Origin of the sequence: Microbacterium sp. USTB-Y (assembly GCF_023703415.1) — a bacterium.
In the GTDB taxonomy this organism is placed as follows: Bacteria; Actinomycetota; Actinomycetes; order Actinomycetales; family Microbacteriaceae; genus Microbacterium.
The window spans coordinates 117,900-144,673 of the sequence record NZ_JAGMTU010000002.1 but is presented as its reverse complement, the minus strand read 5'-3'; the positions used below and the strand labels follow the sequence as shown (position 1 = coordinate 144,673).

Annotated in this window: 23 protein-coding genes and 2 tRNA genes; 11 read left to right on the top strand and 14 right to left on the bottom strand. The window is 71.2% G+C overall.

Going from position 1 to position 26,774, the window contains the following annotated elements:
- Positions 1-12: 12 nt before the first annotated feature.
- Positions 13-88 (bottom strand) — tRNA-Gly (locus J8G10_RS04300).
- Between the two features lie 150 nt (positions 89-238).
- Between J8G10_RS04300 and J8G10_RS04295 the strand changes: the two genes are divergently transcribed.
- Together J8G10_RS04295 and J8G10_RS04290 are read left to right on the top strand one after the other, a co-directional pair.
- Complete coding sequence (locus tag J8G10_RS04295) at positions 239-1,135, top strand: MerR family transcriptional regulator (RefSeq protein ID WP_251439632.1); 897 nt, start codon at positions 239-241, stop codon at positions 1,133-1,135.
- Between the two features lie 118 nt (positions 1,136-1,253).
- Positions 1,254-1,610, top strand: coding sequence for a VOC family protein (locus J8G10_RS04290; RefSeq protein ID WP_251439630.1), 357 nt, complete (start codon positions 1,254-1,256; stop codon positions 1,608-1,610).
- A 23-nt stretch (positions 1,611-1,633) separates the two neighbouring features.
- On the opposite strand, the gene J8G10_RS04285 is transcribed toward J8G10_RS04290, so the two are convergent.
- The 4 genes from J8G10_RS04285 to J8G10_RS04270 all read right to left on the bottom strand — a co-directional run bounded on the left by J8G10_RS04285 (position 1,634) and on the right by J8G10_RS04270 (position 3,486).
- Positions 1,634-2,428: an SDR family NAD(P)-dependent oxidoreductase gene (locus J8G10_RS04285; protein ID WP_251439622.1), complete on the bottom strand. Its 795-nt coding sequence runs from the start codon at positions 2,426-2,428 to the stop codon at positions 1,634-1,636.
- Positions 2,429-2,521: 93 nt separating this feature from the next.
- On the bottom strand, positions 2,522-2,836 hold the full coding sequence (locus J8G10_RS04280) for a helix-turn-helix transcriptional regulator (protein ID WP_251439620.1): 315 nt from the start codon (positions 2,834-2,836) through the stop codon (positions 2,522-2,524).
- A complete protein-coding gene (locus J8G10_RS04275; RefSeq protein WP_251439618.1) occupies positions 2,833-3,318 on the bottom strand; it encodes an SRPBCC domain-containing protein in 486 nt (161 codons plus the stop codon). The genes J8G10_RS04280 and J8G10_RS04275 overlap by 4 nt, the downstream gene beginning before the upstream one ends.
- A gap of 92 nt (positions 3,319-3,410) precedes the next feature.
- A tRNA-Val gene (locus tag J8G10_RS04270) sits at positions 3,411-3,486 on the bottom strand.
- A 145-nt stretch (positions 3,487-3,631) separates the two neighbouring features.
- Here J8G10_RS04270 and J8G10_RS04265 point away from each other — a divergent pair.
- Positions 3,632-5,632 (top strand): ATP-dependent helicase, encoded by a 2,001-nt coding sequence (locus J8G10_RS04265; RefSeq protein ID WP_251439615.1) that lies wholly within the window; start codon positions 3,632-3,634, stop codon positions 5,630-5,632.
- An 18-nt stretch (positions 5,633-5,650) separates the two neighbouring features.
- Here J8G10_RS04265 and J8G10_RS04260 read toward each other — a convergent pair whose 3' ends face one another.
- The 5 genes from J8G10_RS04260 to zapE all read right to left on the bottom strand — a co-directional run bounded on the left by J8G10_RS04260 (position 5,651) and on the right by zapE (position 12,098).
- On the bottom strand, positions 5,651-6,841 hold the full coding sequence (locus tag J8G10_RS04260) for an acetate/propionate family kinase (RefSeq protein WP_251439613.1): 1,191 nt from the start codon (positions 6,839-6,841) through the stop codon (positions 5,651-5,653).
- Positions 6,838-8,973, bottom strand: a complete 2,136-nt coding sequence (pta, locus tag J8G10_RS04255) for a phosphate acetyltransferase (protein WP_251439611.1) — start codon at positions 8,971-8,973, stop codon at positions 6,838-6,840. The genes J8G10_RS04260 and pta overlap by 4 nt, the downstream gene beginning before the upstream one ends.
- A 55-nt stretch (positions 8,974-9,028) precedes the next feature.
- Complete coding sequence (locus tag J8G10_RS04250) at positions 9,029-9,595, bottom strand: type II toxin-antitoxin system PemK/MazF family toxin (protein WP_251439609.1); 567 nt, start codon at positions 9,593-9,595, stop codon at positions 9,029-9,031.
- Positions 9,596-9,636: 41 nt separating this feature from the next.
- Positions 9,637-10,872 carry an ammonium transporter gene (locus J8G10_RS04245; RefSeq protein WP_251439607.1) on the bottom strand — a complete coding sequence of 412 codons (1,236 nt, stop codon included), beginning with the start codon at positions 10,870-10,872 and terminating at the stop codon, positions 9,637-9,639.
- Between the two features lie 173 nt (positions 10,873-11,045).
- A complete protein-coding gene (gene zapE, locus J8G10_RS04240; RefSeq protein WP_251439601.1) occupies positions 11,046-12,098 on the bottom strand; it encodes a cell division protein ZapE in 1,053 nt (350 codons plus the stop codon).
- Between the two features lie 178 nt (positions 12,099-12,276).
- On the opposite strand from zapE, the gene J8G10_RS04235 reads away from it, so the two are divergent.
- On the top strand, positions 12,277-13,170 hold the full coding sequence (locus tag J8G10_RS04235) for a sulfurtransferase (protein WP_251439600.1): 894 nt from the start codon (positions 12,277-12,279) through the stop codon (positions 13,168-13,170).
- Positions 13,171-13,189: 19 nt separating this feature from the next.
- Entirely contained in the window at positions 13,190-13,636 is a 447-nt protein-coding gene (locus tag J8G10_RS04230) for a SufE family protein (RefSeq protein ID WP_251439599.1), read from the top strand.
- Positions 13,637-13,743: 107 nt separating this feature from the next.
- On the opposite strand, the gene J8G10_RS04225 is transcribed toward J8G10_RS04230, so the two are convergent.
- The gene (locus J8G10_RS04225; RefSeq protein ID WP_251439594.1) at positions 13,744-14,904 is read right to left on the bottom strand and encodes a S9 family peptidase; all 1,161 of its coding nucleotides are present in this window, start codon (positions 14,902-14,904) and stop codon (positions 13,744-13,746) included.
- Positions 14,905-14,929: 25 nt separating this feature from the next.
- Here J8G10_RS04225 and J8G10_RS04220 point away from each other — a divergent pair, with 25 nt between their 5' ends.
- The 4 genes from J8G10_RS04220 (at position 14,930) to J8G10_RS04205 (ending at position 20,174) form a co-directional block, all read left to right on the top strand.
- Positions 14,930-15,511, top strand: a complete 582-nt coding sequence (locus tag J8G10_RS04220; protein ID WP_251439592.1) for a DUF3000 domain-containing protein — start codon at positions 14,930-14,932, stop codon at positions 15,509-15,511.
- Positions 15,504-16,700 carry an HRDC domain-containing protein gene (locus tag J8G10_RS04215; RefSeq protein WP_251439590.1) on the top strand — a complete coding sequence of 399 codons (1,197 nt, stop codon included), beginning with the start codon at positions 15,504-15,506 and terminating at the stop codon, positions 16,698-16,700. The genes J8G10_RS04220 and J8G10_RS04215 overlap by 8 nt, the downstream gene beginning before the upstream one ends.
- 115 nt (positions 16,701-16,815) lie before the next feature.
- On the top strand, positions 16,816-18,021 hold the full coding sequence (locus J8G10_RS04210; RefSeq protein WP_251439588.1) for a thiolase family protein: 1,206 nt from the start codon (positions 16,816-16,818) through the stop codon (positions 18,019-18,021).
- A gap of 8 nt (positions 18,022-18,029) precedes the next feature.
- A complete protein-coding gene (locus tag J8G10_RS04205) occupies positions 18,030-20,174 on the top strand; it encodes a 3-hydroxyacyl-CoA dehydrogenase NAD-binding domain-containing protein (RefSeq protein ID WP_251439586.1) in 2,145 nt (714 codons plus the stop codon).
- Between the two features lie 237 nt (positions 20,175-20,411).
- Here the strand turns inward: J8G10_RS04205 and J8G10_RS04200 are convergent, their stop codons facing one another.
- Genes J8G10_RS04200 through J8G10_RS04190 form a run of 3 tightly spaced genes read right to left on the bottom strand, consistent with a single transcriptional unit; the run spans position 20,412 to position 24,574 of the window.
- Entirely contained in the window at positions 20,412-22,052 is a 1,641-nt protein-coding gene (locus J8G10_RS04200) for a GMC oxidoreductase (RefSeq protein ID WP_251439584.1), read from the bottom strand.
- A 4-nt stretch (positions 22,053-22,056) separates the two neighbouring features.
- Positions 22,057-22,953, bottom strand: a complete 897-nt coding sequence (locus J8G10_RS04195) for a YegS/Rv2252/BmrU family lipid kinase (protein ID WP_251439582.1) — start codon at positions 22,951-22,953, stop codon at positions 22,057-22,059.
- 4 nt (positions 22,954-22,957) lie between these two features.
- Positions 22,958-24,574, bottom strand: a complete 1,617-nt coding sequence (locus tag J8G10_RS04190) for an FAD-binding oxidoreductase (RefSeq protein WP_251439579.1) — start codon at positions 24,572-24,574, stop codon at positions 22,958-22,960.
- 68 nt (positions 24,575-24,642) lie between these two features.
- Here J8G10_RS04190 and J8G10_RS04185 point away from each other — a divergent pair, with 68 nt between their 5' ends.
- Both J8G10_RS04185 and J8G10_RS04180 read left to right on the top strand, forming a co-directional pair.
- Complete coding sequence (locus tag J8G10_RS04185; RefSeq protein ID WP_251439577.1) at positions 24,643-25,242, top strand: TetR/AcrR family transcriptional regulator; 600 nt, start codon at positions 24,643-24,645, stop codon at positions 25,240-25,242.
- On the top strand, positions 25,239-26,765 hold the full coding sequence (locus J8G10_RS04180; protein ID WP_251439575.1) for a glycerol-3-phosphate dehydrogenase/oxidase: 1,527 nt from the start codon (positions 25,239-25,241) through the stop codon (positions 26,763-26,765). Before J8G10_RS04185 ends, J8G10_RS04180 begins: the two co-directional genes overlap by 4 nt.
- Positions 26,766-26,774: the final 9 nt, after the last annotated feature.

Sequence of the window (26,774 nt, the reverse complement as noted above, 5' to 3'; positions counted from 1 at the left end):
GGGCTCCTGCACTGGAGCGGATGACGAGACTCGAACTCGCGACCCCAACCTTGGCAAGGTTGTGCGCTACCAACTGCGCTACATCCGCGTTTTGTGTTTTCCCCGGTGTCCCGGGCACTTGAAATACATTAGCCGAGGATCCACGCTTCGCCAAACCGGGCCCCGTTCTCGGGCGTGTCCACGGGCACGGCCCGGACACCGCTGGGCGACGCGAGGACTGAATGGCAGAATGCCGGGCATGACCCGTGACGAGCAGTGTGACGAAGGGGCACGACCCGTCGGTCCCCTCGCCGTTCCGACCTCGCCGGCACGCATCGGCGGCGCCCTGCTGAGCATCGGAGACTTCTCCCGGTACTCGCGGATCAGCGTGCGGATGCTGCGCCACTACGACGAGCGCGGACTCCTCGCCCCCGCCGAAGTCGACCCGTTCACCGGGTACCGCCGATATGCGCCCGAACAGCTGCGCACGGCGGGGCGGATCCGATCGCTCCGCGATGCGGGCTGCGGGATCCCGCTGATCGCGGAGCTGCTGCCGCTGTTCCAGGAGTCGCCGGAGACCCTTCACGAACGCCTGGAAGCGCATGTCGTCGGACTCGACGAGGCCGTTGAGCAGCTGGCCGCTCAGCGGCGTCTCACCCGCTCCCTGATCGCCGGGATCGACGGCGTGGAGCCGGTCGTCGGCGAGCGGACGTTCTCCGCGGCCCGCGTGCTCGCCCTGCATCGGACGGTGGCGTGCTACCCGGCGGAGGGCGAGCTCTGGTCCGACCTGCGCGACCTGCTCGCCTCCCCCGCGGAGGTGGATCCGAGCATGTTCGGAGACCTGATCGGTGCGACGTACTTCGACGCCGAGTACCGCGACGACGACGTGGAGATGGCCATCTGGCGCGACTACCGCGGCCCGTTCACGCCGCGGCACGGCTTCGAGATCGTCGATCTCCCGTCCCGCCGGGTCGCCTGGACGACGCACCGGGGCGGGTTCGAGTCGATCGGGCGGGCGACGGAGGCGCTCGGCGAGTGGGTCGCGCAGCACGGCCGCACCCAGATCGGCCCCGTGTTCAACCTGTACGTCGTCGGCCCCGGGCGGACCGACGACCCGGACCAGTGGGTGACCGAGGTCAACATCCCGATCGCGTGACTCCGCCCCGACGCGCCTCCGTCGGACGGCGGGCTTGACTCTGCCACTGTGGCAGGTTCCAGCCTTGATCTGCGGGCGCCGGGATCGACCGGCGCCGCAGATCGAGAGGACGATGGGGATGAACGAGACCATGAACACGGTGAACTACTACGAGATCGGCACGCCCGACCCCGAGGCGGCGCGTGCGTTCTACGGCGAGGTTTTCGGCTGGAGCTTCGGCCCCGCGGGACCCGCGGGCTACAGCATGGTGAACGACACCGGCGGCGGGCTCTGGGACACGAGCGGCATCGGGTCGGGCACCTGGGCGGTGTTCTACGTCGAGGTCGCCGACATCGAGACGAGCATCGCGTCCGCGCTCTCCCACGGCGCGGGGACGGTTCTGCCTCTGGTGGACAACGGGGTCATCCTCTTCGCTCATCTGACCGACCCGGCGGGCAACCGGTTCGGCCTGTGGCAGCGCAAGACCGACGCCTGAGCCGCCTCTCCCCGGGGCGCCCGTCAGTCGACGAGCGCCCCGGCGGTGAGATTGGCGATCGCCCCGGTCATCGACCCCGCACGGTCGGACGCGGCGAAGGCGAGATACTCGGCCACCTCGTCGAGTACCGGAAGTCGCCCCAGTGCCGTGGACCCGGTGAGTCCCCGGATCCACTCGTCCATGCCAAGGCCCGACGCGTCAGCGATCCGTCCGAACATCGCCCGGGTGTACGAGGTCGTGAGCGCGTCCGAGATCGCGTGCGGTCGCACGCAGACCACCCGGACGCCGTCGGGCCCGAGCTCGCCGGCGAGGGCGCGTGAGAAGCCCTCCAGTCCGGCGGACTGCGCGGCGTTGCCGATCAGCCCGCGTCCGGAGAGCCGTGCGCCGGGCGTCGAGATCGTCAGGATCACACCGGAGCGCTGCGCGACCATGTGGCGCGCCGCGGCCTTCGCCGTGAGGAAGTTCGTCCGCAGATAACCGACGACCGGATGCAGGAAGTCGTCGAGGGATGTCTCCGTGATGCCCCTCCCCTGCACATGGTCGAACCCCACCGCGTTCAGTGCGACGTCGATGCGCCCCGCGCTCTCGGCGATCTCGTCCGCGTGCCGCTCGACGGCGAACGGGTCGGAGGCGTCGACGACGGCGACCGACACCTCGCCGCCTTCCGATCGCACCCGGGAGGCCGCCGCCTCGAGCCGCGGCAGCGAGCGCCCCGCGAGGAACAGCCGCGCCCCCTCCCGCGCGAAGACCCGGGCGGCGGCCGCTCCGATCGACCCGCCGCCGCCATGGATGACCGCGACCTTGTTCTCCAGCAGCATGATGCGCTCTCCTTCGTCTGCGTCTGCAACTTCAGGATTGCACTGAGAACACTCTGACGCAACCCTCAGGTTGCACTAAGGCAGGGATCCGGATCAGAGCCGCTCGGCGATCTCCTTGATCACCGCGAGCCGGCCCTCCCACTCCCGGCCGATCGCGTCGAGCCGGCGCGCTGCGGCGCTGAGTTCGGAACCGACGACGCGATAGCGCACCTCGCGACCGACGCGCACGGGTTCGACCAGGCCGACGTCAGCGAGCACCGACAGGTGCTTCGCGATCGCCTGCCGGGACACCGGGAAGCGCGCGGCCAGAGCGGAGGCGGAGGCATCCCCCTCCCCCAGCGCGGCGAGGATCCTCCACCGCGTCTCGTCGCCGAGCGCGGCGAACACGGGCACCAGCGAGGCCGTCATCTTCCGCCCTCCCTCAGCAGGGCGACGAGCTTGTCGATCTCGAGATCCCAGCCGCGTCGGTGGCTCTCGAGATTCGCCTCCGGGTCGGAGGTGCGCTCGAAGCCGGACTCCACGACGGTGAGCCTCGTGCCCGACTTCTGAGTTTCGAGGGTGAACGTGAAGACCGTCGAGCTCGACTCGTCGAGGTCCGGGGGCAGGATGCGGAGGGCGTCGTCGTTGTTCCAGCGGTAGGTCACCGAGCGCGGCGCGTCCACGGCCTCCACGCGGATCGGGACGGCCCCGTGCCCCTCGAAGGTCATCGTTCCCACCGCGCCGACCCCTGCGCCGCGCAGGACGGTGCGGCCGAACCAGCGCGAGAGATGCTCCGGATCCGTGATCGCGCGCCACACCTTCTCGACGGGCGCGGCGATGGAGATGCTCCGGGTCACGGTGTAGGTCTCGCCGTCGAGCACTGCTCGATCGCCGCCGGCGGCACCCTGCATGTGACATCCTCCCGAACCGGCAGGAACGCCGAGACCGGCTGTCCTGCAACGGAGAGGTTACCCCACAAGGTTCCGGAGGGAGGAGGAGATGATGGTGGGCGATGCCGGACTCGAACCGACGACCTCTTCCGTGTGAAGGAAGCGCGCTACCAACTGCGCCAATCGCCCTTGCGGGTTTTCGTGCCCTGAGGCACAGGTAAAGAGCATACCCGATCCGGCGGCGGCACTCCGACCACGCCGTCCGCCGGGCGTGGCGCAGACACCGGCCGAAGACGAACCGGGGATGTCCGAGCCCGCGGATACCGTCATCACCGTGAGCACTGCAGAGCTGGTCGACGACCTGGACGAGATGCAACGCCGCGCGGTCGAGCACGGCGAAGAGCCGCTCGTCGTCGCGACCGGCGCGGGCACGGGCAAGACCCGGGTCCTGACCAGCCGCGTCGCCCGGCTCATCGATGCGGGCGCCGCGCCGGAGCGGATCCTGCTGCTGACCTTCACCCGCCGGGCCGCGGCGGCGATGACCTCCCGCGCTGCCGCGATGGTGGGCGACACCGCGCTCGCCCAGCGGATCGCCGGAGGGACCTTCCACGCGGTCGCGCATCGCATCGTCGCCGAGAACGCGCATCATCTCGGACTGGCCGACGTCACGGTCCTGGCTCCGGACGACATCGTCGACCTCGTCGACCTCCTGCGCAGCGAGCACGGCCTCGACGGCACGGGCCGCCGCATGCCGACGAGCAGGGCGATCGCCGACATCGGATCCAGGGCCGTCAGCCTGGAGCGACCCGGGCGCGAGATCATCCAGGAGCAGTTCCCATGGGCGCTCGATCACGCCGACGAGATCATGGCGCTGCTGCGTGCGTACACGCAGCGCAAGCGGGCCCGGGGCCTGCTCGACCTCGACGACCTCCTCGTCGCGTGGCGCTCGCTGCTGCGCGATCCCGACGTCGGTGCACGGCTCCGCGCGCGCTGGGACTGGGTCCTGGTCGACGAGTACCAGGACGTCAACCGCGTGCAGGCAGAGATCGTCCAGGAGCTCTGCCCCCAGGGGCGCGGTCTGACCGTGGTCGGCGACGACGCGCAGGCGATCTACGGCTTCCGCGGCGCCGGGGCCGGGCAGCTCCAGGGCGTTCTCGACCGGCACCCCCAGGCCCAGGTCATCCGCCTCGAGCGGAACTTCCGGTCGACCCAGCCCATCCTCGACCTGGCGAACGCCGCACGCCCCCAGGACTTCCCGATCCGCCTGGTGGCGCATCGTCCGGGCACGGCGCCGCGGCCCGAGCTCGTCCGCTGCGAGAACGCCGACGACGAGGCGCGCACCGTGGCGGAGCGGATCCTCGCGGCCCACGCGGACGGTCTGCCCCTGCGGGAGCAGGCGGTGCTGATGCGCGCCGGCTCGCACAGCGCACTGCTCGAAGTCGAACTGAAAGTCCGCGGCATCCCCTTCGCGAAGTTCGGCGGGATCGGCTATCTGGAGACCGCGCATGTGCGGGACCTGCTCGCCGCGTTCCGCGTGGTGCTGAACCCCGCCGACGAGATCGCCTGGTACCGCCTGCTCACCCGGCATCGCGGACTCGGCAAGGTGGGCGCGCGCCGCCTCGCCGGCGTCCTCGCCGATCAGGGCATCGCCGGCGGCCCGGAGGCGATCGCCGCGGCGCCGGCCACGGCGCGCGTCGGGCTCGCGACCACCCTCTCCCTGCTCGGCGTCGTGGACGCGGGATCCCCCGTGCCCGAGCTGGTGGAGGCGTGCGTCGACGCGGCCACGACGCTGCTGGCCCAGCACTACCCCGATTGGCAGCGCCGCGCGGCCGACGTGGCCGCGGTGGCCGAGGCCGCGGCCAGGCAGCGGGATCTCCGGGCGTTCGTGGGCGACCAGGCCATCGACCCCGTGACCCTGGCGGGCGACTGGGCCTCCACGCCGCACCTCGACGAGGACTGGGTGACGCTGTCGACGATCCACTCGGCGAAAGGGCTCGAATGGTCCGCGGTGCATCTGCTGAGAGCGACCGACGGCGCCATGCCCTCCGATATGGCGCTGACCACGAGGGCGGGGCTCGAAGAGGAGCGGCGCCTGTTCTACGTCGGCCTCACGCGAGCCCGCGACACGCTGAGCATCTACGCGCCGGCCACCCTGCCCACGCACCCCACGGCATTCGCGGCCCGGCACGTCCTGGCCAAGCCGAGCCGGTTCCTGACGAGTGAGGCGCTCGCGTGCCTCGCCGTCGTGGACACCAGGGTCACCGCTCCCGGCGCCTCACCGGCGTCCCAGGGCCCGCGGGTGCGCTTGGACGATCTCGACGCGCTGTTCGCGTGACCGCGCGCAGCGTCGCGCTCACTCCAGGATCCGGGCGGTCTGCCGCGCGATCTCGAGTTCCTCGTTGGTCGGGACGACGAGGACCGTCACCGGCGAGGAGTCGGTCGAGATCACCCGGATCCCCCGCCCCGGAGTCTCATTCCGCAGCGGATCGATCTCGACTCCCGCGAACCCCAGGGTCGCCATCGCCTCACGACGCACCAGGGCGTTGTTCTCGCCGACCCCCGCGGTGAACGAGATGACGTCCACGCCGCCGAGCTGGGCGATGTAGGCCCCCGCGTAGCCGCGCAGCCGGTGGATGTACACGTCGAAGGCGAGCGTCGCCGCCTCATCCCCCGCCGCGGCCCGGGCGAGCACGTCGCGCATGTCGGAGACGCCGGAAAGGCCCTTCAGTCCGCTCCGGGTGTTCAGCAGCTCGTCCAGCTCCGCCACCGTGAGGCCTGCGCGCCGTGCGAGCGTGAACAGCACCGCGGGGTCGATGTCGCCCGACCGTGTTCCCATGACGAGCCCTTCCAGCGGCGTCATCCCCATCGACGTCTCCACCGACCGGCCGCCGAGCACGGCGGTCACGGAGGCCCCGTTGCCGAGATGGAACACGAGCTGTCGCAGGCCCTCCCGCTCGCCGCCGACGAACGCTGCGGCCGCCTCGGAGACGAACTTGTGCGACGTGCCGTGGAACCCGTATCGCCGAATGCGGTACGACTCCGCCAGATCGCGGTCGATCGCGTAGGTGTAGGCGGCGGGCGGGAGCGTCTGGTGGAACGCCGTGTCGAAGACGGCGACGTGCGGCACCGCCGGGAACGCGCGTTCTGCGGCCCTGATCCCCTGCAGCGCGCCGGGGTTGTGCAGCGGCGCGAGAGCCGCGAGCTCGTCGATGTCGGCCTCGACCTGCGGCGTGATCACCGTCGGCTCGAAGAAGCGCGCACCGCCGTGCACCACCCGATGCCCCACCGCCGCGGGCGGGAACTCGTCCAGCGACGGACCGTGCGCGCCGAAGGCGTCCAGCATCACCTGGAAGCCGGCGGTGTGGTCGGGGATCGGCAGGATCCGCTCCGTCTCCGTCCCCGCGGCGTCGACGTGCACGGCCCGGCCCTCGTCCTGCCCGATCCGTTCGACCAGCCCCGACGCGAGCGCCGCTCCGGTGGCCGTGTCGACGAGCTGGTACTTGAACGACGAGGATCCGCTGTTGATCACGAGCACGACGCTCATGCCGGCACCTCCTGGGCCTGGATCGCCGTGATCGCGATCGTGTTGACGATGTCCTCCACCAGCGCTCCGCGGGACAGGTCGTTGATGGGCTTGTTCAGCCCCTGCAGCACCGGTCCCATGGCGACGGCGCCGGCCGAGCGCTGCACCGCCTTGTAGGTGTTGTTGCCCGTGTTGAGGTCGGGGAACACGAACACGGTCGCTCGCCCCGCCACCGACGATCCCGGCAGCTTCGCCCGCGCCACGGCGGCGTCCGCGGCCGCGTCGTACTGGATCGGCCCCTCGACCGGGAGCTCCGGCGCGCGTTCGCGCACGAGCTGCGTCGCCGCGCGCACCTTCTCCACCTCGGCCCCGGATCCGGAGTCGCCGGTCGAGTACGACAGCATCGCCACCCGCGGCTCGATGCCGAAGGCCGTCGCCGTGGCCGCCGACGAGATCGCGATGTCGGCGAGCTGCTCGCTCGTGGGATCCGGGATCACCGCGCAGTCGCCGTAGACGAGCACCCGATCGGCGAGCGCCATGAGGAACACCGAGGACACCACCGAGACACCGGGGCGCGTCTTGATGATCTCGAACGCCGGCCGGATCGTGTGCGCGGTCGTGTGCGCGGCGCCCGAGACCATGCCATCGGCCAGCCCGAGATGGACCATGAGCGTGCCGAAGTACGACACGTCGGTGACCGTGTCCGCGGCCTGGGCGAGCGTCACCCCCTTGTGCGCCCTGAGCCGGGCGTACTCGGCGGCGAAGCGCGGCACCAGTTCGGGATCCGTCGGCGACACGATGCGCGCCGCATCGAGGTCGACGCCGAGCTCGCGGGCGCGCGAGCGCACGGCCGGTTCGTCGCCGAGGATCACGAGATCGGCGATGCCGCCGCTGAGCACCGCGCCCGCGGCGCGCAGCACGCGGTCGTCCCCTCCCTCGGGAAGGACGATCGTCCGGCGCTGGGTGCGCGCCCGGTCGAACAGCTCGTACTGGAACATCAGCGGCGTCACGACGTCGGACCGCGCGACGCCGAGCAGTGCGATGAGCGCGGGCACGTCGACGTGCTGCTCGAAGAGCGCCAGCGCCCGTCCGACCCGGTGCGGCGCGTCGACGGAGAGGCGGCCCGGCGCGTTCATCACGCGCACGGTCGTCTCGTAGGTCCCGAGATCGGTCGCGATGATCGGCACCCGGGGGCCGAGGCCGTCGAGCAGCCGTTCGATCGGCTCCGGGAGCACGAAGGGCCCGTTGAGCACGATCGCGGCGATCGACGGGAAGGTACCGGCGGCCTGCGCGAGCAGCGTGGCCAGGAGCACCTCCTCACGGTCGGCGGGGATCACGACGACCGAGGATTCGATCAGCCGCGGGAGAACGTTCACCATCGACATGCCGGCGATGACGACGTCCAGCACCTCGCGGTCCAGGAGCCCCTCGTCGCCCCGCGCCAGCCGGCCGCCGAGTGCCTGCAGCACGCCGCGCACGGACGGCGCCACGAGCGGCGGATCCTCCGGGATGACCCACACCGGCACACCGTCGGCACCGTCGTCCGTCCGTTCCTCGAGGACCGCGGAGACGGCGGCACGGATGTCCTCGCCGTGATCGGGATCGGCACGATTGACGACGATCGCCGACAGCACCGCCCGCTCCTGCGCGAGTTCGGCGATGCCGAGCCGCGCCAGCTGGCCGAGCTGCGCGGCGGTGCGCGCCGAGGTCGCCCCGAGGCGCTCGCCGTGGCCAGCGGTGTCCCGCCCGCCGAGCACCAGCAGCACGGTCGCGCCCAGGTTCGCCGCGATGCGGGCGTTGAGCCCGAGCTCTGCGGGACCGGCGACGTCCGTGTAGTCGCTGCCGAGGATCACCACGGCATCGCTGCGCGCTTCGACGGCGTGGAAGCGCTCGAGGATGCGGCCGAGCGCGGCATCCGGATCCGCGTGCAGCTCGTCGTAGCCGACGCCGATGCAGTCCGCGGCCGGCAGTCCGATCCCGCTGCGCGAGAGGAGCATCTCGAGCACGTCGTCGGTGCCGTCGCTCGCCCGCGTCACGGGGCGGAAGACGCCGACGCGCGCCGTCGCCCTGCTCAGCGCGTCGATCACCCCCAGCGCGATCAGCGACTTGCCGGAATGGCCTTCGATGGACGTGATGAGGATGCTCTTCGCCACGAGCCCAGCCTACGGCGGCCCCGACGCGGAACGGACCCGTTCCGGCGAGGACCGCTCAGGCGGAGGTCCATCCGAACCGGCGCTCCAGGACGCCCGCGACGCTCTCGAACCGGCGGCGGTCCAGAGCCGCCGCCTCCCGGCGCACGCCGGAGACGTGCACGCTGTACAGCTGGTCGACGTCCACCCAGCTCTCGCGTCCCTGACCGTCCCAGGGACCGGATCCGAGGGAGAGGAAGTCGCGGTCGCCGTCGTGCGACTTGCTCGTGAGCTTCACCGCGTACACGCGCTCCGCCGACTGCGTCGCGATGACCAGCACGGGCCGGTCCTTGCCACGACCGTCGCGCTCGGCGTAGGGCACCCAGGTCCAGACGATCTCGCCGGCGTCGGGCGCGCCGTCCCGGCGCGGCGCGTAGGCGACCCGCAGGTCCCGCACCGACCTCGGATCCAGTTCGATGGTCTCGGTCAGGCCGCCCTGACCCGGGACGACGGCCGGTGCTCCCGCGGCCGTCCCCGCCGGGGAGGCGGATGCCCGGCCCTGGCGCGAGCCGCCACCGAGCGAGCGGAGGATCGCGGCGACGGCGCCGACGAGCGCGGACAGGATGCCGTTGCCATTGGTGGTCACAACGACACCCTATCCGCGCGTTCCCGCATCCCCGCGGGCTGTCACGAGGTGAGCGCGTAGCCCTCCTCGCCGTGCACCACGAGGTCGACGCCGGCGATCTCGTCCTCGCTGGTGACACGGAAGCCGATGGTCTTGTCGATGACGAGGCCGATCACCAGCGCCACGACGAAGGAGTAGACGAGCACGCCGCCCGACGCCAGCACCTGCACCACGAGCAGGCGGAGGTCGCCGCCGGTGAACAGGCCCTGGCCGGTGGCGAAGAAGCCGAGGTAGATGGTGCCGATGAAGCCGCCCACCAGGTGCAGCCCGACCACGTCGAGCGAGTCGTCGAACCCGAGGTGGAACTTGAGCTCGACGGCCAGGGCGCACACCGCGCCGGTCACCGCGCCGAGCAGCAGGGCCCAACCCGGCGTCAGGTTCGCACACGCCGGAGTGATGGCGACGAGTCCAGCGACGGCACCGCTCGCCGCTCCGACGGACGTGGCCTTGCCGCCGCGGATCCGCTCGATGAGGATCCAGCCGAGGATGCCTGCCGCGGCCGCGCCGAAGGTGTTGATCGTGATGAGGCCGACCCCGTCCATCCCCTTCGTGGTCCACTGCGCACCGGCGTTGAAACCGAACCAGCCGAACCACAGCAGGGCGGCGCCGAGGAGGGTGAGCGGGACGTTGTGCGGCTTCTGGATGCCCTTCTGGAACCCGATCCGCTTGCCCAGCACGAGGGCGAGGGCGAACGCGGCCGCGCCCGCGTTGATGTGCACGGCGGTGCCGCCGGCGTAGTCGATGAACTCGATGCCGCTGTCCTTGCCGAACAGCATCGCACCGAGGTGCATGATCCATCCGCCGCCCCACACCCATGCGGCGATCGGGAAGTAGCCGACGGTGGCGAACACCCCCACGAAGATGAGCCACGGCCCGAACTTGGCGCGGTCGGCGATCGCACCGGAGATGAGCGCGACGGTGATGATCGCGAAGGTCGCGCCGTACCCGACGGTCAGCAGCGCGATGTTGGATCCCTTGCCGCTCGCGAGCGACGCGAGCCCGAAGTCGGCGAACGGGTCGCCCGCGAACTGGGTGGGCGAGGAGACGCTCGCCATGGACGACCCGTAGAGGATCCACAGCACGGCGACGAGCCCGATCGCGCCGAAGCTCATCATCATCATGCTGATGACGCTCTTGGCCTTGACCAGACCGCCGTAGAAGAACGCGACTCCCGGGGTCATGAGCAGCACGAGCGCCGTCGCCGTGACTCCCCAGGAGATGTTCCCTGTTGCTTCCATGCGCTGCGCCTCCACTTGATCGCCGTGTGCGTTTCAGTGTGGCGACGTCGTGTTTCGCGCGGACACGGCGCATGTTGCGGCGGTGTTACAGGAGGCTCTCCCGTGTGAACAACGTGTTTCGTGGCTCTTCGGCAGGCTCGGCGGCCGCTCTCGCGCGCACCGAGACCACCGCGTCAGACCGTGGCGGGACGCTCCGCGTGCGAGAGCGCGTTCAGGCGCGAGATGGCCCGCAGGTACTTCTTGCGGTATCCCCCGCCGAGCATCTCCTCGCTGAAGACCTCGTCCAGCGGACGACCGGTCGCGAGGATCGGGATCTGCGCGTCGTACGCACGATCGACGAACGCGACGAACCGCAGCGCCTCCGACTGATCGGTGAGCTGACGCACATCGCGGATCCCCAGCGCCTCGACACCGGCGATGAGGCGGATGTAGCGCGACGGGTGCACCTGGGCGAGATGCTTGACGATGTCGTCGAACGCGTCGTCCGAGACGCGGTGTCCGGCGCTCAGGGCGCCGAGCTGCGCGGCGTATTCGTCGGCGCTCAGAGCGAGGGCGTGCCCGTCCAGCGCGCGCTGACGGAAGTCGACGCCGTCGATGCGGATCGTCTCGAAGCTGTCCGACATCGCGTGGATCTCGCGGAGGAAGTCCTGCGCGGCGAAGCGTCCCTCGCCCAGCGCGTTCGGCGGGGTGTTCGAGGTGGCGGCGAGCTTGGTGCCTCCGCCGACGAGCTCGCCGAGCAGGCGCGTCATCACCATCGTGTCGCCCGGATCGTCGAGCTCGAACTCGTCGATGCAGAGCAGATCGGATCCGCGCAGCAGATCGACCGTGTTGCGGTAGCCGAGCGCGCCCACGAGCGCGGTGTACTCGATGAAGGATCCGAAGTACTTCCTCCGCGCGGGCATCGCGTGGTAGATCGAGGCGAGGAGGTGGGTCTTGCCGACGCCGAAGCCGCCGTCGAGATAGACCCCCGGCTTGGACTCCGGAACCTTGGGCGCACGGCGGAACAGACCTCCGCGCTTGATCGGCTGCGCCCCCGTGGCGAACGCCATGAGCTGCTGCTTCGCCTCCTCCTGGGAGGGAAAGGCGGGATCCGACCGGTAGCTGTCGAACGTCGCGCCGTCGAACTGCGGAGGAGGCACGAGCCCCGTCAGCAGTTCGGTGCCGGTCATCTGCGGCTGGCGGTCGATGAGGTGGACGACGCCGGAGGGGGCGGCCTGATCGGTCATGCGGATCCTGTGTCGAAGTCTTACCCTGCGGATGCGCAGGGGCGCACGGGGTTCTAGTGTCGAGGTGACGGATCAACCCTACGCCGTCGCCGTCACCGGTTTCACCGCGCGTCATCGCGTGCGAGGCACCGCTCACGGACCCTGCCGCCCTGTACCACCGTCTCCGAGGGAGCACCCTGTGACCGTCGAGTTCGACACCACCTCCGCAACGTTCGCCGACTACGCCGAGCCGGGCCGCCTCGTCAGCACCGAATGGCTGGCCGCCCGCCTCGGCGAGCCGGGCCTCGTCGTCGTCGAATCCGACGAGGACGTGCTGCTGTACGAGACCGGGCACATCCCCGGTGCGGTGAAGGTCGACTGGCACACCGAGCTGAACGACCCGGTCGTGCGCGACTACGTCGACGGCGCCGGGTTCGCCGAGCTGCTCAGCCGCAAGGGCATCTCCCGCGACGACACCGTCGTCATCTACGGCGACAAGAACAACTGGTGGGCCGCCTACGCGCTGTGGGTGTTCTCGCTCTTCGGACACGAGGACGTGCGCCTGCTCGACGGCGGTCGCGACCGCTGGATCTCCGAGGGCCGCGAGATCACCACCGAGCTCCCTGCCCGGGAGGCCACCGAGTATCCCGTGGTCGAGCGCGACGACACGGCGCTGCGCGCCTACAAGGAGGACGTGCTCGCCCACCTCGGCAACCCGCTCATCGACGTGCGCTCCCCCGAGGAGTACAACGGCTCGCGCACGTCCGCGCCGGCCTACCCGGAGGAGGGCGCGCTGCGCGCCGGGCACATCCCCACTGCGCAGAACGTGCCGTGGGCCAGGGCCGTCGCCGAGGACGGGGGCTTCAAGCCCCGCGCCGAGCTGGAGGCGATCTACCTCGACGGCGCGGGTCTCGAGGCCGGGGACGACGTCGTGGCGTACTGCCGCATCGGTGAGCGCTCCGCTCACACCTGGTTCGTGCTGAAGCACCTGCTCGGCTTCGAGAACGTGCGCAACTACGACGGATCCTGGACCGAATGGGGCAGTGCGGTGCGCGTGCCGATCGTCACCGGCGAGGAGCCCGGCTCGATCTGAGCGTGGGAGGATGGCGGGGATGACTGACACCCCCGCCTCCGCCCTCCCCGACTCCCTGGCCGAGATCAGGGACGAGTTTCTGGAGCTGCCCGAATCGGATCGGCTGCAGCTGCTGCTGGAGTTCTCGAACGAGCTCCCGCCGGTGTCGGACGAGGTCGCCGCGCACCCCGAGATGACCGAGCGCGTCGCGGAGTGCCAGTCGCCCGTCTATATCTACGTCGAGGTGGCCGACGGGGCCGTCACGATGCACGCCACCGCGCCGGCGGAGGCGCCGACGACCCGGGGCTTCGCCAGCATCCTCGCGCAGGGCATGGCCGGACTGAGCCCCGAGGCGGTGCTCGCGATCCCCGACGACTTCCCGCAGTCCATCGGTCTCACCAGGGTCGTCTCCCCGCTGCGGATCTCGGGGATGACCGGAATGCTCATGCGGGCCAAGCGCCAGGTGCGCACGCGCCTCGCCTCCTGACTCCCCGCCCCTGTCCGACCGCGAGACCGAACCTCCCTCACGAGACCGCGCTTTCTTCCCACGGTCTCGTGAGGGAGGTTCGGTCTCGCGGTCGGATAGGGATTCGGTCAGTCGGCGAAGCCGTGCTCGCCGAGCCAGTCGGTGATCGCGTCGGTCCACCGGTTCTGGTCGTAGTTCCACAGCTTGGTGTGCCGGGCGCCGGTGAAGGGCGGCATGGTCACCAGATCGGGACGGGCCGCCGCGAGGGCGTGCGACGCGTCCGCGGGCACGAACCCGTCGTCGTCGCTGTGCAGCAGCAGGATCGGGACGTCCAACTCCGCAGAGCGCGCGACCATGTCGAGCGCGTCGAACGGGATCGCCTGGTCCGCGCCGCTCAGACGTGCCGACCAGGGCTGCCCGAGGGCGTCCATCGCCAGTTGCGGAAGCGGATCCGGCAGTCGCATCGCCCGCGCCTGGTACCGCAGCACGGTCCGCCAGTCCACGACCGGCGAATCCAGGATCATGCCGACGACCGCGCCGCCGTGGTCCGAGGAGACGAGCGCCTGCAGCGCGATCGCGCCGCCCATCGACCACCCCATGAGCAGGATCCGCTCCGCCCCGTGACGCAGCGCGTAGGCGATCGCGAGATCGACGTCCTGCCATTCCGTGCTCCCGAGACCGTACGAACCCGGGCGCGTGCGCGGCCCCTCGCCGTCGTTGCGATAGGACGTCACGAGCACCGGCAGCCCGGCCGCGTGCAGCACCGGAACGGCGCGCAGGCACTCGGAACGCGTCGCGCCGCGCCCGTGCACCTGCACCACCCAGGTCGTCGACTCCGCCGGGAACAGCCAGGCCGGGCAGGGCCCGGCGGGCGTTCCGATCAGCACGGACTCGTACGGCACGTGGACTTCCCCGGGCGCCAGGTAGTAGTAGCCGCTGAACGCCGCACGCCGGCCGATCTCGGCTCCGGGGGCGATCTGCGTCAGAAGCTTGCGTCGCACCGTGCGCGCGTCCGCGTGCAGCACGGCGCCGAGCTTGACGTAGCCCGGGGTTCCCTCCACGTACAGGCCGTAGCTGCCGGGCAGCTCGGTGTCCGGGGTGCGCCCCAGCTCGATCGTCTGCGCGCCGGTGTCGACGGCGAGCACGTCGGTGTCGTTCTTGCGCGGCGCCGGGGTGACGACCTCGCGCGCGATCCGCAGCACGAGGGCTCCCCCGATCGCGGCGCCGAGAGCCGCGACCCCCGCGAATGCGATCGCGCCGACCGTCGCGGCGTGCCTGAGACTCTTCATCGCCTCCTGACTCTAGTCTGTCCGCGTGAGCGCTCATCCCGGACCCGACGGCGTCTTCGCGCATGCCGCCGAGCAGTTGCGAGCGCTGGGTTTCCGGCCCGACATCGTGGTGCGGGAGATCCCCGCGCCTTCCGGTCTCGCCCCGGACGCTCTGGCGTTCGCGGCCGACGTGCGGCCCGACGAGAACGGCGACTCGCTGTACGGGACGGGACGGTTCGTCCTCCTGCACGATCCCTCCGAACCGGATGCCTGGGGCGGTCCGTGGCGCATCGTCGCCTTCGCCCAGGCGCCCCTGGAACCGGAGATCGGCACGGATCCGCTCCTCGCGGATGTAGCGTGGTCCTGGCTGATCGATGCGCTGGCTTCCCGCGGCGCGTCGCACCACTCCGCGTCCGGCACCTCGACGAAGACCCTCTCGAAGGGGTTCGGCGGGCTGGCGGCGGAGGGCGATGGCGCTCAGATCGAACTGCGTGCGTCGTGGTCGCCGACGGGCCCGCTCGCCCCGCACGCAGAAGCGTGGGCGGAGCTGGTCGGAATGCTGGCGGGACTGCCGCCGGGCTCAGAGGACATCGCCGTGTTCGGCGCCAGGAGAACCATCCGTGACTGACTACGTCGTCATCGACAACGACGAGGCCTTCGCCGCCGCCGCGCAGGAGCTCGCCGCAGGACAGGGCCCCGCCGCCGTGGACGTGGAGCGCGCCTCCGGCTTCCGCTACTCGCAGCGGGCGTATCTGGTGCAGGTGTTCCGGCGGGACGCCGGCGCGTTCCTGTTCGATCCGATCGGGATCTCGTCTTTCGCGCCGCTGCAGGAGGCGATCGGCGCCGAGGAGTGGGTGTTCCATGCGGCGAGCCAGGATCTCCCCTCCCTCCACGAGCTCGGGCTCGCACCGGCCCGCGTCTTCGACACCGAGCTGGCCGCCCGCCTGCTCGGCTACGAGCGCGTCGGCCTCGCGGCAGTCGTCGAGCGAGCGCTCGGCATCGTGCTGGCGAAGGAGCACTCCGCGGCGGACTGGTCGACCCGCCCGCTGCCGAATGCCTGGCTCGAATACGCGGAGCTCGATGTGCTGCATCTCATCGACGTCCGCGACTTCATCGCCGCCGAGCTCGAGGAGTCCGGGAAGACCGCGTTCGCCGCCGAGGAGTTCGAGGCGACCAGGCTCCGCCAGCCCAAGCCTCCGCGTGAGGAGCCCTGGCGTCGCCTGAGCGGACTGCATCAGGTCCGCGGAGCGAAGAATCTCGCCGTCGCCCGCGAACTCTGGGAGGCACGCGAGGAGTTCGCCCGCGAGTCGGACGTCTCCCCCGGCCGCCTCGTGCCCGATCGCGCCCTCATCGCCGCCGTGCAGGCCAATCCGCAGAACAAGGGCGCGCTCGCCGCGGTGTCGGCCTTCACGGGACGCGCCAGCCGCAGCCAGCTCGACCGCTGGTGGGCGGCGATCGAGCGCGGACGCGAGCGCACCGATCTCCCCCGTGAGCGCGTGCCCAGCGACGCGCCTCCCCCGCCCCGCGCGTGGGCGGACCGGAACCCCGAGGCCGACGCCCGGCTGAAGGCGGCACGGGCGGCGGTCGAGGCCCGCGCCGAGGAGCTCGGCATGCCGACCGAGAACCTCCTGACCCCCGACACGCTGCGACGTGTGGCCTGGGAGCCGCCGACGGAGATCGACGCAGCGTCGATCGGCGGGGCCCTCGCCGCGCGCGAGGCGCGCGCCTGGCAGATTGAGGAAACCGCACAGCGGATCGCCGATGCTTTTGTCGAAGCTGCGCAAACGCCGGACGAGGCGTCCGGACCCGCTTCGTAGGTTCAGCCCAACCGATTCGTCGGCGCATCCCCCCTCGCTCCTAGGCTGAGTGCGACCCTGAAATCTGGAGGCCCTGCGCTCGCGCGGTCTTCGAACCTGGATGTGTGGAGGCAGAGTGGCCGAGATCTCGGACGTCTTCTTCGTCGATGGAGTGCGCACCCCCTTCGGGCGCGCCGGCGAGAAGGGCATGTACTGGAACACCCGCGCGGACGACCTGGCCGTCAAGGCCACGATCGGCCTGATGGAGCGGAACGCGAACGTCCCTCTGGACCGGATCGACGACGTCGCCATCGCGGCGACCTCGCAGACGGGCGACCAGGGCCTCACCCTCGGCCGTTCGGTCGCGATCCTCGCCGGGCTCCCGCAGACGGTGCCCGGCCTGGCCGTCGAGCGCATGTGCGCCGGCGCCATGACCAGCGTCACCACGATGGGTGCATCGATCGGCGTCGGCATGTACGACCTCGCCCTCGCCGGCGGCGTGGAGCACATGGGGCACCACCCCATCGGCGGCAACGCCGACCCGAACCCGCGGTTCGTCGCCGAGAAGATGGTCGACCCGGGCGCCCTGAACATGGGCGTGACCGCGGAGCGCATCTTCGACCGCTTCCCGCACCTCACCAAGGAGCGCTCCGACCGCTTCGGCATGCTGAGCCAGCACAAGGTGCAGGCCGCGTACGACGCCGGCAAGATCCAGCCGGACCTCGTGCCCGTCGCGATCAAGGGAGCCGACGGCGCCTGGGGTCTCGCGACCGAGGACGAGGGTCGTCGCCCGCAGACCACGATGGAGGATCTGGCGAACCTCAAGACGCCGTTCCGTCCGCACGGCCGCGTGACCGCCGGTACCTCCTCCCCGCTCACCGACGGCGCGACCATGTCGCTGCTCGCCGGAGGCGGCGCCGTCAAGGAGCTCGGCCTCGCCCCGAAGATGCGCATGGTCTCGTTCGCGTTCGCCGGCGTGCAGCCGGAGATCATGGGCATCGGTCCGATCCCGTCCACCGAGAAGGCCCTCAAGAAGGCCGGCCTCACGATCTCCGACATCGGTCTCTTCGAGCTCAATGAGGCGTTCGCGATCCAGGTCATCTCGCTGCTGGACCACTTCGGCATCGCCGACGACGACCCCCGGGTCAACGCCTGGGGCGGCGCGATCGCGCTCGGCCACCCGCTCGCCGCCAGCGGTGTGCGGCTGATGATCCAGCTCGCCGCGCAGTTCGCGGAGCGTCCCGACGTCCGCTACGGCCTCACCGCCATGTGCGTGGGGCTCGGCCAGGGCGGCTCGGTCATCTGGGAGAACCCCTACTTCGACGCCAAGAAGCGGAAGTGAGTGCAGGAATGACGAACTACGACGCCATCGACTTCTCGCCCGTCATGGCCCTCACCGAGGGCGAGGTCGTCACGCACTCCCCCGTGCGCGACGTGCGCCTGCCCTCCGGCAAGGTGCTCGCCCTCATCACCCTCGACAACGGCCGCGACCACACGCGCCCGAACACGCTCGGCCCCGCGACGCTCACCGAACTCGGCGAGACGCTCGCCGGGCTCCGCGCCCGGGCCGGCGCGGGTGAGATCGACGCGGTGGGCATCACCGGCAAGCAGTACATCCTCGCCGCCGGTGCCGACCTCTCCGATATCAGCAGGGTCGGATCCCGCGACAACGCGCGCCTTATCGCGCAGCTCGGCCACAAGGTGCTGGGTTCCCTCAGCACGCTCGGAGTGCCGTCCTTCGCGTTCGTGAACGGCCTCGCCCTCGGCGGCGGCGTCGAGATCGCGCTCAACTCCACGTACCGCACGGTCGACGCCTCGGCGGCGGCCATCGCCCTGCCCGAGGTGTTCCTCGGGATCATTCCGGGCTGGGGCGGCGCCTCACTGCTGCCGAACCTCATCGGCATCGAGAACGCGCTCGAGGTCGTTATCTCGAACCCGCTCAAGCAGAACCGCATGCTCAAGCCGCAGCAGGCCTTCGAGCTCGGCATGATGGACGCGATCTTCCCCGCCGCGAACTTCCTCGAGGACTCGCTGCGCTGGGCGGACGCGGTGCTCGGCGGCAAGAAGGTCGAGCGGAAGAACGAGCCCGGCAAGATCGAGCGTCTCACCAAGTGGCCGATCGCCATCAAGATGGCCCGCGGCATGCTGGAGTCGAAGATCGGCACCGTGCCCCGGTCTCCCTACGTGGCCCTCGACCTGCTCGACAAGGCGAAGAGCGGGAGCAGGGAGGAAGGGTTCGCCCGGGAGGACGAGGCCCTCGCCGACCTCGTCACGGGCGACCAGTTCGCCGCGTCGATGTACGCGTTCGATCTCGTGCAGAAGCGCGCCAAGCGCCCCGTCGGCGCGCCCGACAAGGCGCTCGCGAAGAAGGTCACCAAGGTCGGCATCATCGGCGCCGGCCTCATGGCGAGCCAGTTCGCGCTGCTGTTCGTGCGGAAGCTCCAGGTGCCGGTGCTCATCACCGATCTCGACCAGGCGCGCGTCGACAAGGGCGTCGCCTACATCCACGACGAGATCGGCAAGCTCGAGGCGAAGGGCCGCCTGGACGCGGACTCCGCGAACAAGCTGCGCGCCCTCGTCACCGGGACGACCGACAAGAGCCTCTATGCCGACTGCGACTTCGTGATCGAGGCCGTGTTCGAGGAGGTCGGCGTGAAGCAGGCGGTGTTCGGCGAGATCGAGAAGATCGTCGCCGAGGACGCCATCCTCGCGACCAACACGTCCTCGCTCTCGGTCGAGGAGATCGGATCCCAGCTCGCTCATCCCGAGCGGCTGGTCGGCTTCCACTTCTTCAACCCGGTCGCGGTCATGCCGCTGATCGAGATCGTGAAGACGCCGACGACCACCGATGCCGCACTGTCGACCGCCTTCGTCGTCGCGAAGGGCCTGGGCAAGAACGCGGTGCTCACCGCCGACGCCCCCGGCTTCGTGGTGAACCGCCTTCTCGCCAAGGTCATGGGCGAGGCCGCGCGCGCCGTCTACGAGGGCACGCCCGTCGCCGACGTCGAGAAGGCCTTCGGACCGCTCGGGCTGCCGATGGGACCGTTCCAGCTCATCGACCTGGTCGGCTGGAAGGTCGCCGCGCACGTGCAGGACACCATGGTGCACGCGTTCCCGGAGCGCTTCTACGCGAACGAGAACTTCCACGCGCTCGCCGATCTGCCCGAGGTCGTCGAGAAGGACAAGGGCGGCCGGGTGACCGGCTTCACCAAGGCCGCGGACAAGCTCGTGAAGCAGGCCGCGGGCTCGACCCCGACGCCCGCCGCCGAGATCCTCCGCCGCGTGCAGGACGGGCTCGCGCAGGAGATCAAGCTCATGCTCGACGAAGGCGTGGTGCCCGAGGTCGAGGACATCGACCTGTGCCTCATCCTCGGCGCGGGCTGGCCGTTCATCGACGGCGGCGCGTCGCCGTACCTCGATCGCGAGGGTGCGTCGGAGCGCGTGTTCGGCGCCACGTTCCACACTCCGGCGATCCGCGGCATCGCGAGCGCCTGACCCTCGAGGTCGTTGACGAGGACGCGCGTCGCGCGACCGAGACGAAACGCGGTTCCCCTCAGGCCTAGCCTGCAGGGAACCGCGTTTCGTCTTGCTCGGCCTGCGGCCGTGCTCGCTCAACGCCCCCGGGACGCCGCCTGCTCCCGCCGTGCGCGCTCAACGACCCCGGGACGCCGTCTGCTCCGGCCGTGCTCGCTCAACGGCCCCCGGGACGCCGTCTGCTCCCGCCGTGCTCGCTCAGCGACCCCGAGACGCGGCCTGCTCCGGCCGGGCATCGGGCTCGCCTCGGCGCGGCCAGTACGAGAGTGCGCGCTCCGCGAGGGCGGTGATCGTGAGTGAGGGGTTGACCCCGGGGTTCGCCGGCACCGCGGAGCCGTCGACGACGGAGAGTCCGGGATGTCCCCACACCCGGTGGTAGGGATCGACGACGCCGTGTTCGGGGGCGTCGGAGAGCACCGCTCCGCCGAGGAAGTGGGCGGTGAGCGGGATGCCGAACACCTCCGGCCAGGATCCGCGGGCATCGGCAGGCACGCCCGTCTCCGCGGTCATGCGTCTCGCGATCGCCTCCGCCGCACGGTGCGCCTCGGGAAGGTGGCTGGGATTCGGCGCGCCGTGGCCTTGGGCACTGGTGAGCACGTCCCTGCCGAACCGCCGACGCAGCGACAGCGTCAAGGAGTTGTCCGCGTTCTGCATGACGAGGGCGATGATCCCGCGTTCGCTCCAGCGGCGCAGCGACCCGAGCCGGAGCTGCCGGATCGGATGTCTCAGCGCCGCGCCGCACAGCGCGCCGAGCCGTCGAAGCAGCGGACGATCGCCGGGCACCAGGACGGTCGCCAAGGCCCCCATGAGGTTGGATCCGGGACCGTAGCGCACGTTCTCGACATGCGTGCGGTCGTCCACATGGAACGAGGTGGTGATCGCCACGCCGCGTGCGTACTCCGCGCCGGCCGGCACGGCGGTGGAGACCGCCCCGTCGAGCGCCTCCGAGTTGGTGCGGGTGAGCCGGCCGAGCGCATCCGGGATCCGCGGCAGCGCGCCGGAGGCCTTCATCCGGTGCAGCAGCTGCTGGGTGCCCCACGTGCCCGCCGCGAAGACCACCTGCTCGGCGGTGACGGTGCGCGTGCGACCTCGACCCCAGGCGCCGCTGCGGCGGGTCGTGACGGAGAATCCTCCCTCCGCGCGCTCGCGCACCTCGACGACGGTGCGGAGCGCCTCGACGACGACGCCGCGTCGCTCCGCGAGCGCGAGGTAGTTCTTCACGAGGGTGTTCTTCGCGCCGACGCGGCAGCCCACCATGCAGTTGCCGCAGAGCGTGCAACCGGTCCGTGCGGGACCCTCGCCGCCGAAGAACGGATCCTCGACGGTCTCGCCGGGTCTGCCGAAGTACACGCCGACGGGTGCCCGTCGGAAGGAAGCGGCGACCCCGAGATCCTCGGCGGCACCGGCCATGATGCGCTCCACCGGCCCGGTGTGCGGATAGTGCTCCACCACGCCCAGCATGCGCTTGGCCGTCGCGTAGTGCGGGCCGAGTTCGTCCTGCCAGGGCGCGATGCCGGCCCACTGCGGGTCCTCGAAGAAGGCGGCTCCCGGCTGATAGAGCGTGTTGGCGTAATTGAGCGATCCGCCGCCGACGCCCGCCCCGGCAAGGATCATCACGTGCGGGAGCCGATGGATCCGCTGCACGCCGAAGCAGCCGAACGCGGGCGCCCACAGGTAGCGCCGCACGTTCCAGTTCGTCCTGGCGAAGTCCTCGTCCGCGAAGCGGCGCCCGGCCTCGTAGACCCGCACACGGTATCCCTTCTCCGCCAGCCGGAGGGCCGCGACGGAACCGCCGAATCCGGATCCGATCACCACGACATCCTCGTCGAAGTCCGTCATCGTCTCAGTCCCCTTCCGGAACCAGGATCGTGAGCGCGCCCGGGCGCACCCGGATCGTGCAGCCTCGTTCGGCGATGCGCTCGCCGTCCGCGTAGACCACGAGGTCGGCTGCCTCGACCTCGATCTGCCGCACCCGACGGTGCGCGACCTCCCGGCGTTCGAGGTGACGACCGGCGAGGAGCAGCGGGAACAGGCGCACCAGCGTGTGCCGACGCAGCGGCGCGACGTGCACCACGTCCAGCAGCCCGTCGTCCGGGAGCGACGTCGGGGTGATCGGCATCCCGCCGCCGTAGCTCGTGGTGTTGCCGACCGCGATCAGCGTGCCCGGCGCATCGTGCAGGGCCTCCCCGTCGCAGGCCAGCCGGAATCGGGTCGGCGCGAGCCGCGCCAGCTCGACGAGGATCGCGAGGTAGTAGCGAGCGGCGCCGCGGGGCCACCGGAGCCGATTGGTGCGATCGCTGACCTTCGCGTCGAAACCGAGCGCGGCGACCGTCAGGAACGGAACCGTGCGGGAGCCCGTCACGATCTCGCCCACGTCGATCCGGCGAGGACGGCCGTGCAGGGCGAGGAGCGCCGCCTGCGTGGGATCGTGCAGCGGCAGCGCCAGAGCGCGTGCGAGGTCGTTGCCCGTGCCCGCGGGCACGAGAGTGAGCGGCACCGTCGCCTCGATCAGCTCCGGCAGGACCTCAGAGACGGTTCCATCGCCTCCGACGACCACGATCGCATCCGGCTGCTCCGTCAGCGCCGTCGCGATCAGCGCACGGGTGTCCGCGGCGGACGCGCCCGCATGGACGTGTACCTCTGCTCCCGACGCGCGCAGGGCGGCCACGGCGGCGTCGGCGGCCGCGGCGCCGCGCCCCTTTCCGGAACGGGGGTTGGCGATGAGCGAGATCCTCGGCACGCGGCTACTCTCCCGGATGTTCCGTGACCGCGACGGATCCGAGCACGGCGCCGGGGTTCATGATGCCGTGCGGGTCCAGTTCCCGCTTCACCGCTCGGAGGATGCGGATGCCCGTCCCCCCGATCTCCTCGGCGAGCCAGGGCGCGTGATCACGGCCCACCGCGTGATGGTGGCTGATCGTGCCTCCCGCGGACATGATCGCGTCGCCGACGGCGTGCTTGATCCTCGCCCACGCCGGGAGCGGCTCGTCGCCGAGCGGCGCCAGCACGGTGAAGTACAGCGACGCACCGGTCGGATAGATGTGGGAGATGTGGCACATGACGAACGCCTTGCGCCCGGACTCGGCGAAACCCGACTTGAGCGTCGTGGTCACCGCATCGCGCAGGCCGGCCAGGCGCGACCAGGTCGTGGCGGTCTCGAGCGTCTCGCAGAAGACGCCGGCATCGAGCAGCGCATCACGGAGGTAGGGACCGTCGAAGCGGGTGCGCAGCCAGTCCTCCGCTGCGCCCTCGCCGAGCGACGTGCCGCCGGCGGCCTGCAGCGCCGCGGCGGTGCGGGCGCGCCGCGCTGCGACATCCTCACCCTCGAACACGGTGACCACGCTCGCCCCCTTCGCGAGTGCCTTGCCGATCTTGCCGACCTGCGCGAGACTCACCCCCGTCTCGGTCTCGTCGGAGAGCCGGATGACGGTCGGACCACCGCCGTGCTGCGCGATGTGCCGCAGGGCCGCGGCGCCGGCGGCGAAGTCCGGGAACGTCCAGGATTCCAGCACCCGTTCGGCCGGCACGGGATGCACGCGCACGCGCACCTCGGTGATGACGCCGAAGATGCCCTCGGATCCGAGGAACAGGCGCACCAGATCGGGTCCTGCGGCGCTCCCCGGCGAGCGGCCGAGGTCGATGTCGCCCGTCGGGGTGGCCACCCTGATGCCGGTGACCATCGCTTCGAAACGCCCGTAGCCGGCCGAGTTCTGCCCGGACGAGCGCGCCGCGGCGAATCCGCCGATGGTCGCGTAACGGAAACTCTGCGGGTAATGGCCGAGTTCCATGCCGTGCTCGGCGAGCAGGCGCTCGGCCTCCGGCCCCGTCGTGCCCGCGGCGAGCACGGCCTCCGCGCTGATCGCGTCGTAGTCGAGCAGACCGCTGAGCCGGCCGAGATCCAGGCTCACCACCGCGCGCTGTTCCCCGCGTTCGGGGTCGAGGGCGCCGACGACGCTCGTCCCGCCGCCGAACGGGATGACGGCGATGCCGCGCTCCGAGGCCAGGCGCAGGCACGCGGCGACCTCGTCGTGACCTCCCGGCGCAAGGATCGCGTCCGGCGCGGCCTGGACCACGTCGCGGCGCCGCAGCAGATCCGGTGTCGACCGGCCACCCGCATGCCGGATGCGGCTCTCGGCATCCGTGCGGACGTGCTCTGCGCCGAGCAGGGCACGGAATGCGTCGAGATCCGCGGCGGTGAGCGCGGGATCGTCGAGCCGCACCTCATCGAGCGCGGGTCCGGGTGCGGGGCGACGCACACGGCCCAGGAGGAGCGGCAGCAGGGACCGCACGGCGAAGGGCAGCGCATCCGCGCGCGCCGGGTCGCCCCAGCCGTCCCAGCGCATCGGCGCGACCTCGGTCATCGCCACAGCGTCGTCGCTCCCGGCAGGTCTGCCGCTCTCGGTCCTCATGCGTTACAGTGTGACAGATCATGACAAAACGTCAAGGCGCTTTCGATCCCGCGCTCCCCTCCTGGGACGCGACCCAGACGCGGATCCTCGACGCCGCCGACGCCCTCATCGCGTCCCGCGGCGTGCACGGCGTGACGATCGCCGAGCTCGCCCGGCGCGCCGGAGTCAGCCGCCCGACGATCTACCGCAGCTGGTCGGACGCCGACGACGCGGTGCGGTCCGCGCTGCTGCGCCGCGTCGTCGGCATCCTCACGGCGTTCGATGAGCCCGCGACCAGTCGATCCGAGATCGTCGACGACGTGCTGCGCTTCGCCGCCCGGTTCCGCGCCGATCCCGTCTACCGGCATCTGCTGGAGGAGGAACCGGCGTCGTTCACCCGCTACACCCTGGAACGGGTCGGATCCAGCCAGCGGGCGATCCTCGCCTGGCTCGCCGTCGCGATCGATGCGGCGCAGCGCGGCGGCTCCGTGCGTCGCGACGATCCGCAGGCCATGGCCGTGATGCTGCTGCTCATCACGCAGTCGGCGCTGCTCTCGCACAACACGGTGAGCGAGCTGATCGATGAGGCGTCCTGGGAACGCGAACTGCGCGCCGCGCTGGAGGGGCTGCTGCGACCGTGACCGGATCCTCGAAGCTCGACGCCGCACGACGTCGCCGCGAGCTCGCGCTCGCCGCGGAGCAGGTGGCCGATCTGCTCGTCGTGGGCGGCGGAATCACCGGCGCCGGCGTCGCGCTCGACGCGGCCGCCAGAGGGTTGAGCGTCGCACTCATCGAGGCCGAGGACCTCGCGTTCGGCACGAGCCGCTTCAGCTCGAAGCTCGTCCACGGCGGCCTGCGCTACCTGGCAACCGGCGACGTCGCGACGGCGCGGGAGAGCGCGCTCGAGCGGCATCTGCTGATGACGCGGATCGCCCCGCACCTCATCCGTCCGATGCCCCAGCTGCTCCCCTTCTCCCCTGCCGCGACCATGCGGCAGCGCGCCGTGGGGGCGGTCGGTTTCGCCCTCGGCGACCTGCTGCGGCTTCGTGCCGGAACTCCCGCGGCGGTGCTCCCCGGACCTCGTCCGATCTCGGCGCGCACGGCACGGCGGATGGTCCCCGCACTCGATCCGGTCGGCCTGCACGGCGCCGTGCTCGCCGCCGACGGCCAGCTCGTCGACGACGCGCGGCTCGTCGTCGCGGTCGCGCGCACCGCGGCGGCGCATGGTGCGCGGATCCTCACCCGGGTGCGCGCGCTCAGCCTGCATCGCCACGGGGCCCATGTGGAGGATGCGCTCTCCGGCGAGAGGCTCGAGCTGCGCGCACGAGCGGTGGTGAACGCCACCGGCGTCTGGGCCGGGCAGCTCGACGACGCGATCAGGATGCGTCCGAGCCGCGGCACGCACATCGTGCTCGACGCGGAAGCGCTCGGCGGACCGACCGCGGCACTCACGATGCCGCACCCGGGATCGATCAGCCGTTTCGTGTTCGCGCTCCCGCAGCAGCTCGGGCGCGTGGTCGTCGGGCTCACGGACGAGGACGCCCCCGGCCCCGTTCCCGCCGTCGCCGCGCCGACCGAAGCCGAGATCCGTTTCCTGCTCGACACGCTCAACCCGGGGCTGCGCACCCCTGTGCGGCGGGATCAGGTGCGCGGCGCATACGCGGGCCTCCGTCCGCTGGTGGGTACCGATGCCGCATCCACCGCGGACATCTCACGACGTCACCTCGTCGCTCTGTCGGACGGCGGCTTCGTGAACGTGCTCGGAGGCAAGCTCACCACCTATCGGAAGATGGCGGAGGATGCGGTCGATCGAGCGGTCGCTCTCGCGGCACTGCCGGCCGGCCCCTCACGCACGGCCCGGCTGCCGCTCGTCGGTGCGATCGCGGCGCCGTGGCCCGGGAGGGGCTCGCTCGGCTGGCGGTACGGAGCCGAAGCGGAAGGGATCCTGGCCCGGGCCCGGTGCGCGGATCCTCGCGCACAGGTCGCACCGGGTCTCGACATCACACGCGCGGAAGTGGAGTTCGCCGTGCGGGCGGAGGGTGCGCTCACCGCCGACGACGTGCTCGACCGCCGCACGCGCATCGGCCTCGTCGACGACGATCGCATCCGCGCGCACGACGCGGTCACGTCCCTGGTCGCCGAGACGCTGGCCGACCTCGCCTGAGCGACCCCG

Coding starts and splice junctions, on each gene's coding strand:
- J8G10_RS04290 (WP_251439630.1), top strand. CDS start 1,254: ATGAACGAGACCATGAACACGGTGAACTACTACGAGATCGGCACGCCC.
- J8G10_RS04200 (WP_251439584.1), bottom strand. CDS start 22,052: ATGACGGACTTCGACGAGGATGTCGTGGTGATCGGATCCGGATTCGGC.
- J8G10_RS04185 (WP_251439577.1), top strand. CDS start 24,643: ATGACAAAACGTCAAGGCGCTTTCGATCCCGCGCTCCCCTCCTGGGAC.
- zapE (WP_251439601.1), bottom strand. CDS start 12,098: ATGACCGATCAGGCCGCCCCCTCCGGCGTCGTCCACCTCATCGACCGC.
- J8G10_RS04225 (WP_251439594.1), bottom strand. CDS start 14,904: ATGAAGAGTCTCAGGCACGCCGCGACGGTCGGCGCGATCGCATTCGCG.
- J8G10_RS04280 (WP_251439620.1), bottom strand. CDS start 2,836: ATGACGGCCTCGCTGGTGCCCGTGTTCGCCGCGCTCGGCGACGAGACG.
- J8G10_RS04245 (WP_251439607.1), bottom strand. CDS start 10,872: ATGGAAGCAACAGGGAACATCTCCTGGGGAGTCACGGCGACGGCGCTC.
- J8G10_RS04295 (WP_251439632.1), top strand. CDS start 239: ATGACCCGTGACGAGCAGTGTGACGAAGGGGCACGACCCGTCGGTCCC.
- J8G10_RS04260 (WP_251439613.1), bottom strand. CDS start 6,841: ATGAGCGTCGTGCTCGTGATCAACAGCGGATCCTCGTCGTTCAAGTAC.
- J8G10_RS04230 (WP_251439599.1), top strand. CDS start 13,190: ATGACTGACACCCCCGCCTCCGCCCTCCCCGACTCCCTGGCCGAGATC.
- J8G10_RS04190 (WP_251439579.1), bottom strand. CDS start 24,574: ATGACCGAGGTCGCGCCGATGCGCTGGGACGGCTGGGGCGACCCGGCG.
- J8G10_RS04285 (WP_251439622.1), bottom strand. CDS start 2,428: ATGCTGCTGGAGAACAAGGTCGCGGTCATCCATGGCGGCGGCGGGTCG.
- J8G10_RS04275 (WP_251439618.1), bottom strand. CDS start 3,318: ATGCAGGGTGCCGCCGGCGGCGATCGAGCAGTGCTCGACGGCGAGACC.
- J8G10_RS04205 (WP_251439586.1), top strand. CDS start 18,030: ATGACGAACTACGACGCCATCGACTTCTCGCCCGTCATGGCCCTCACC.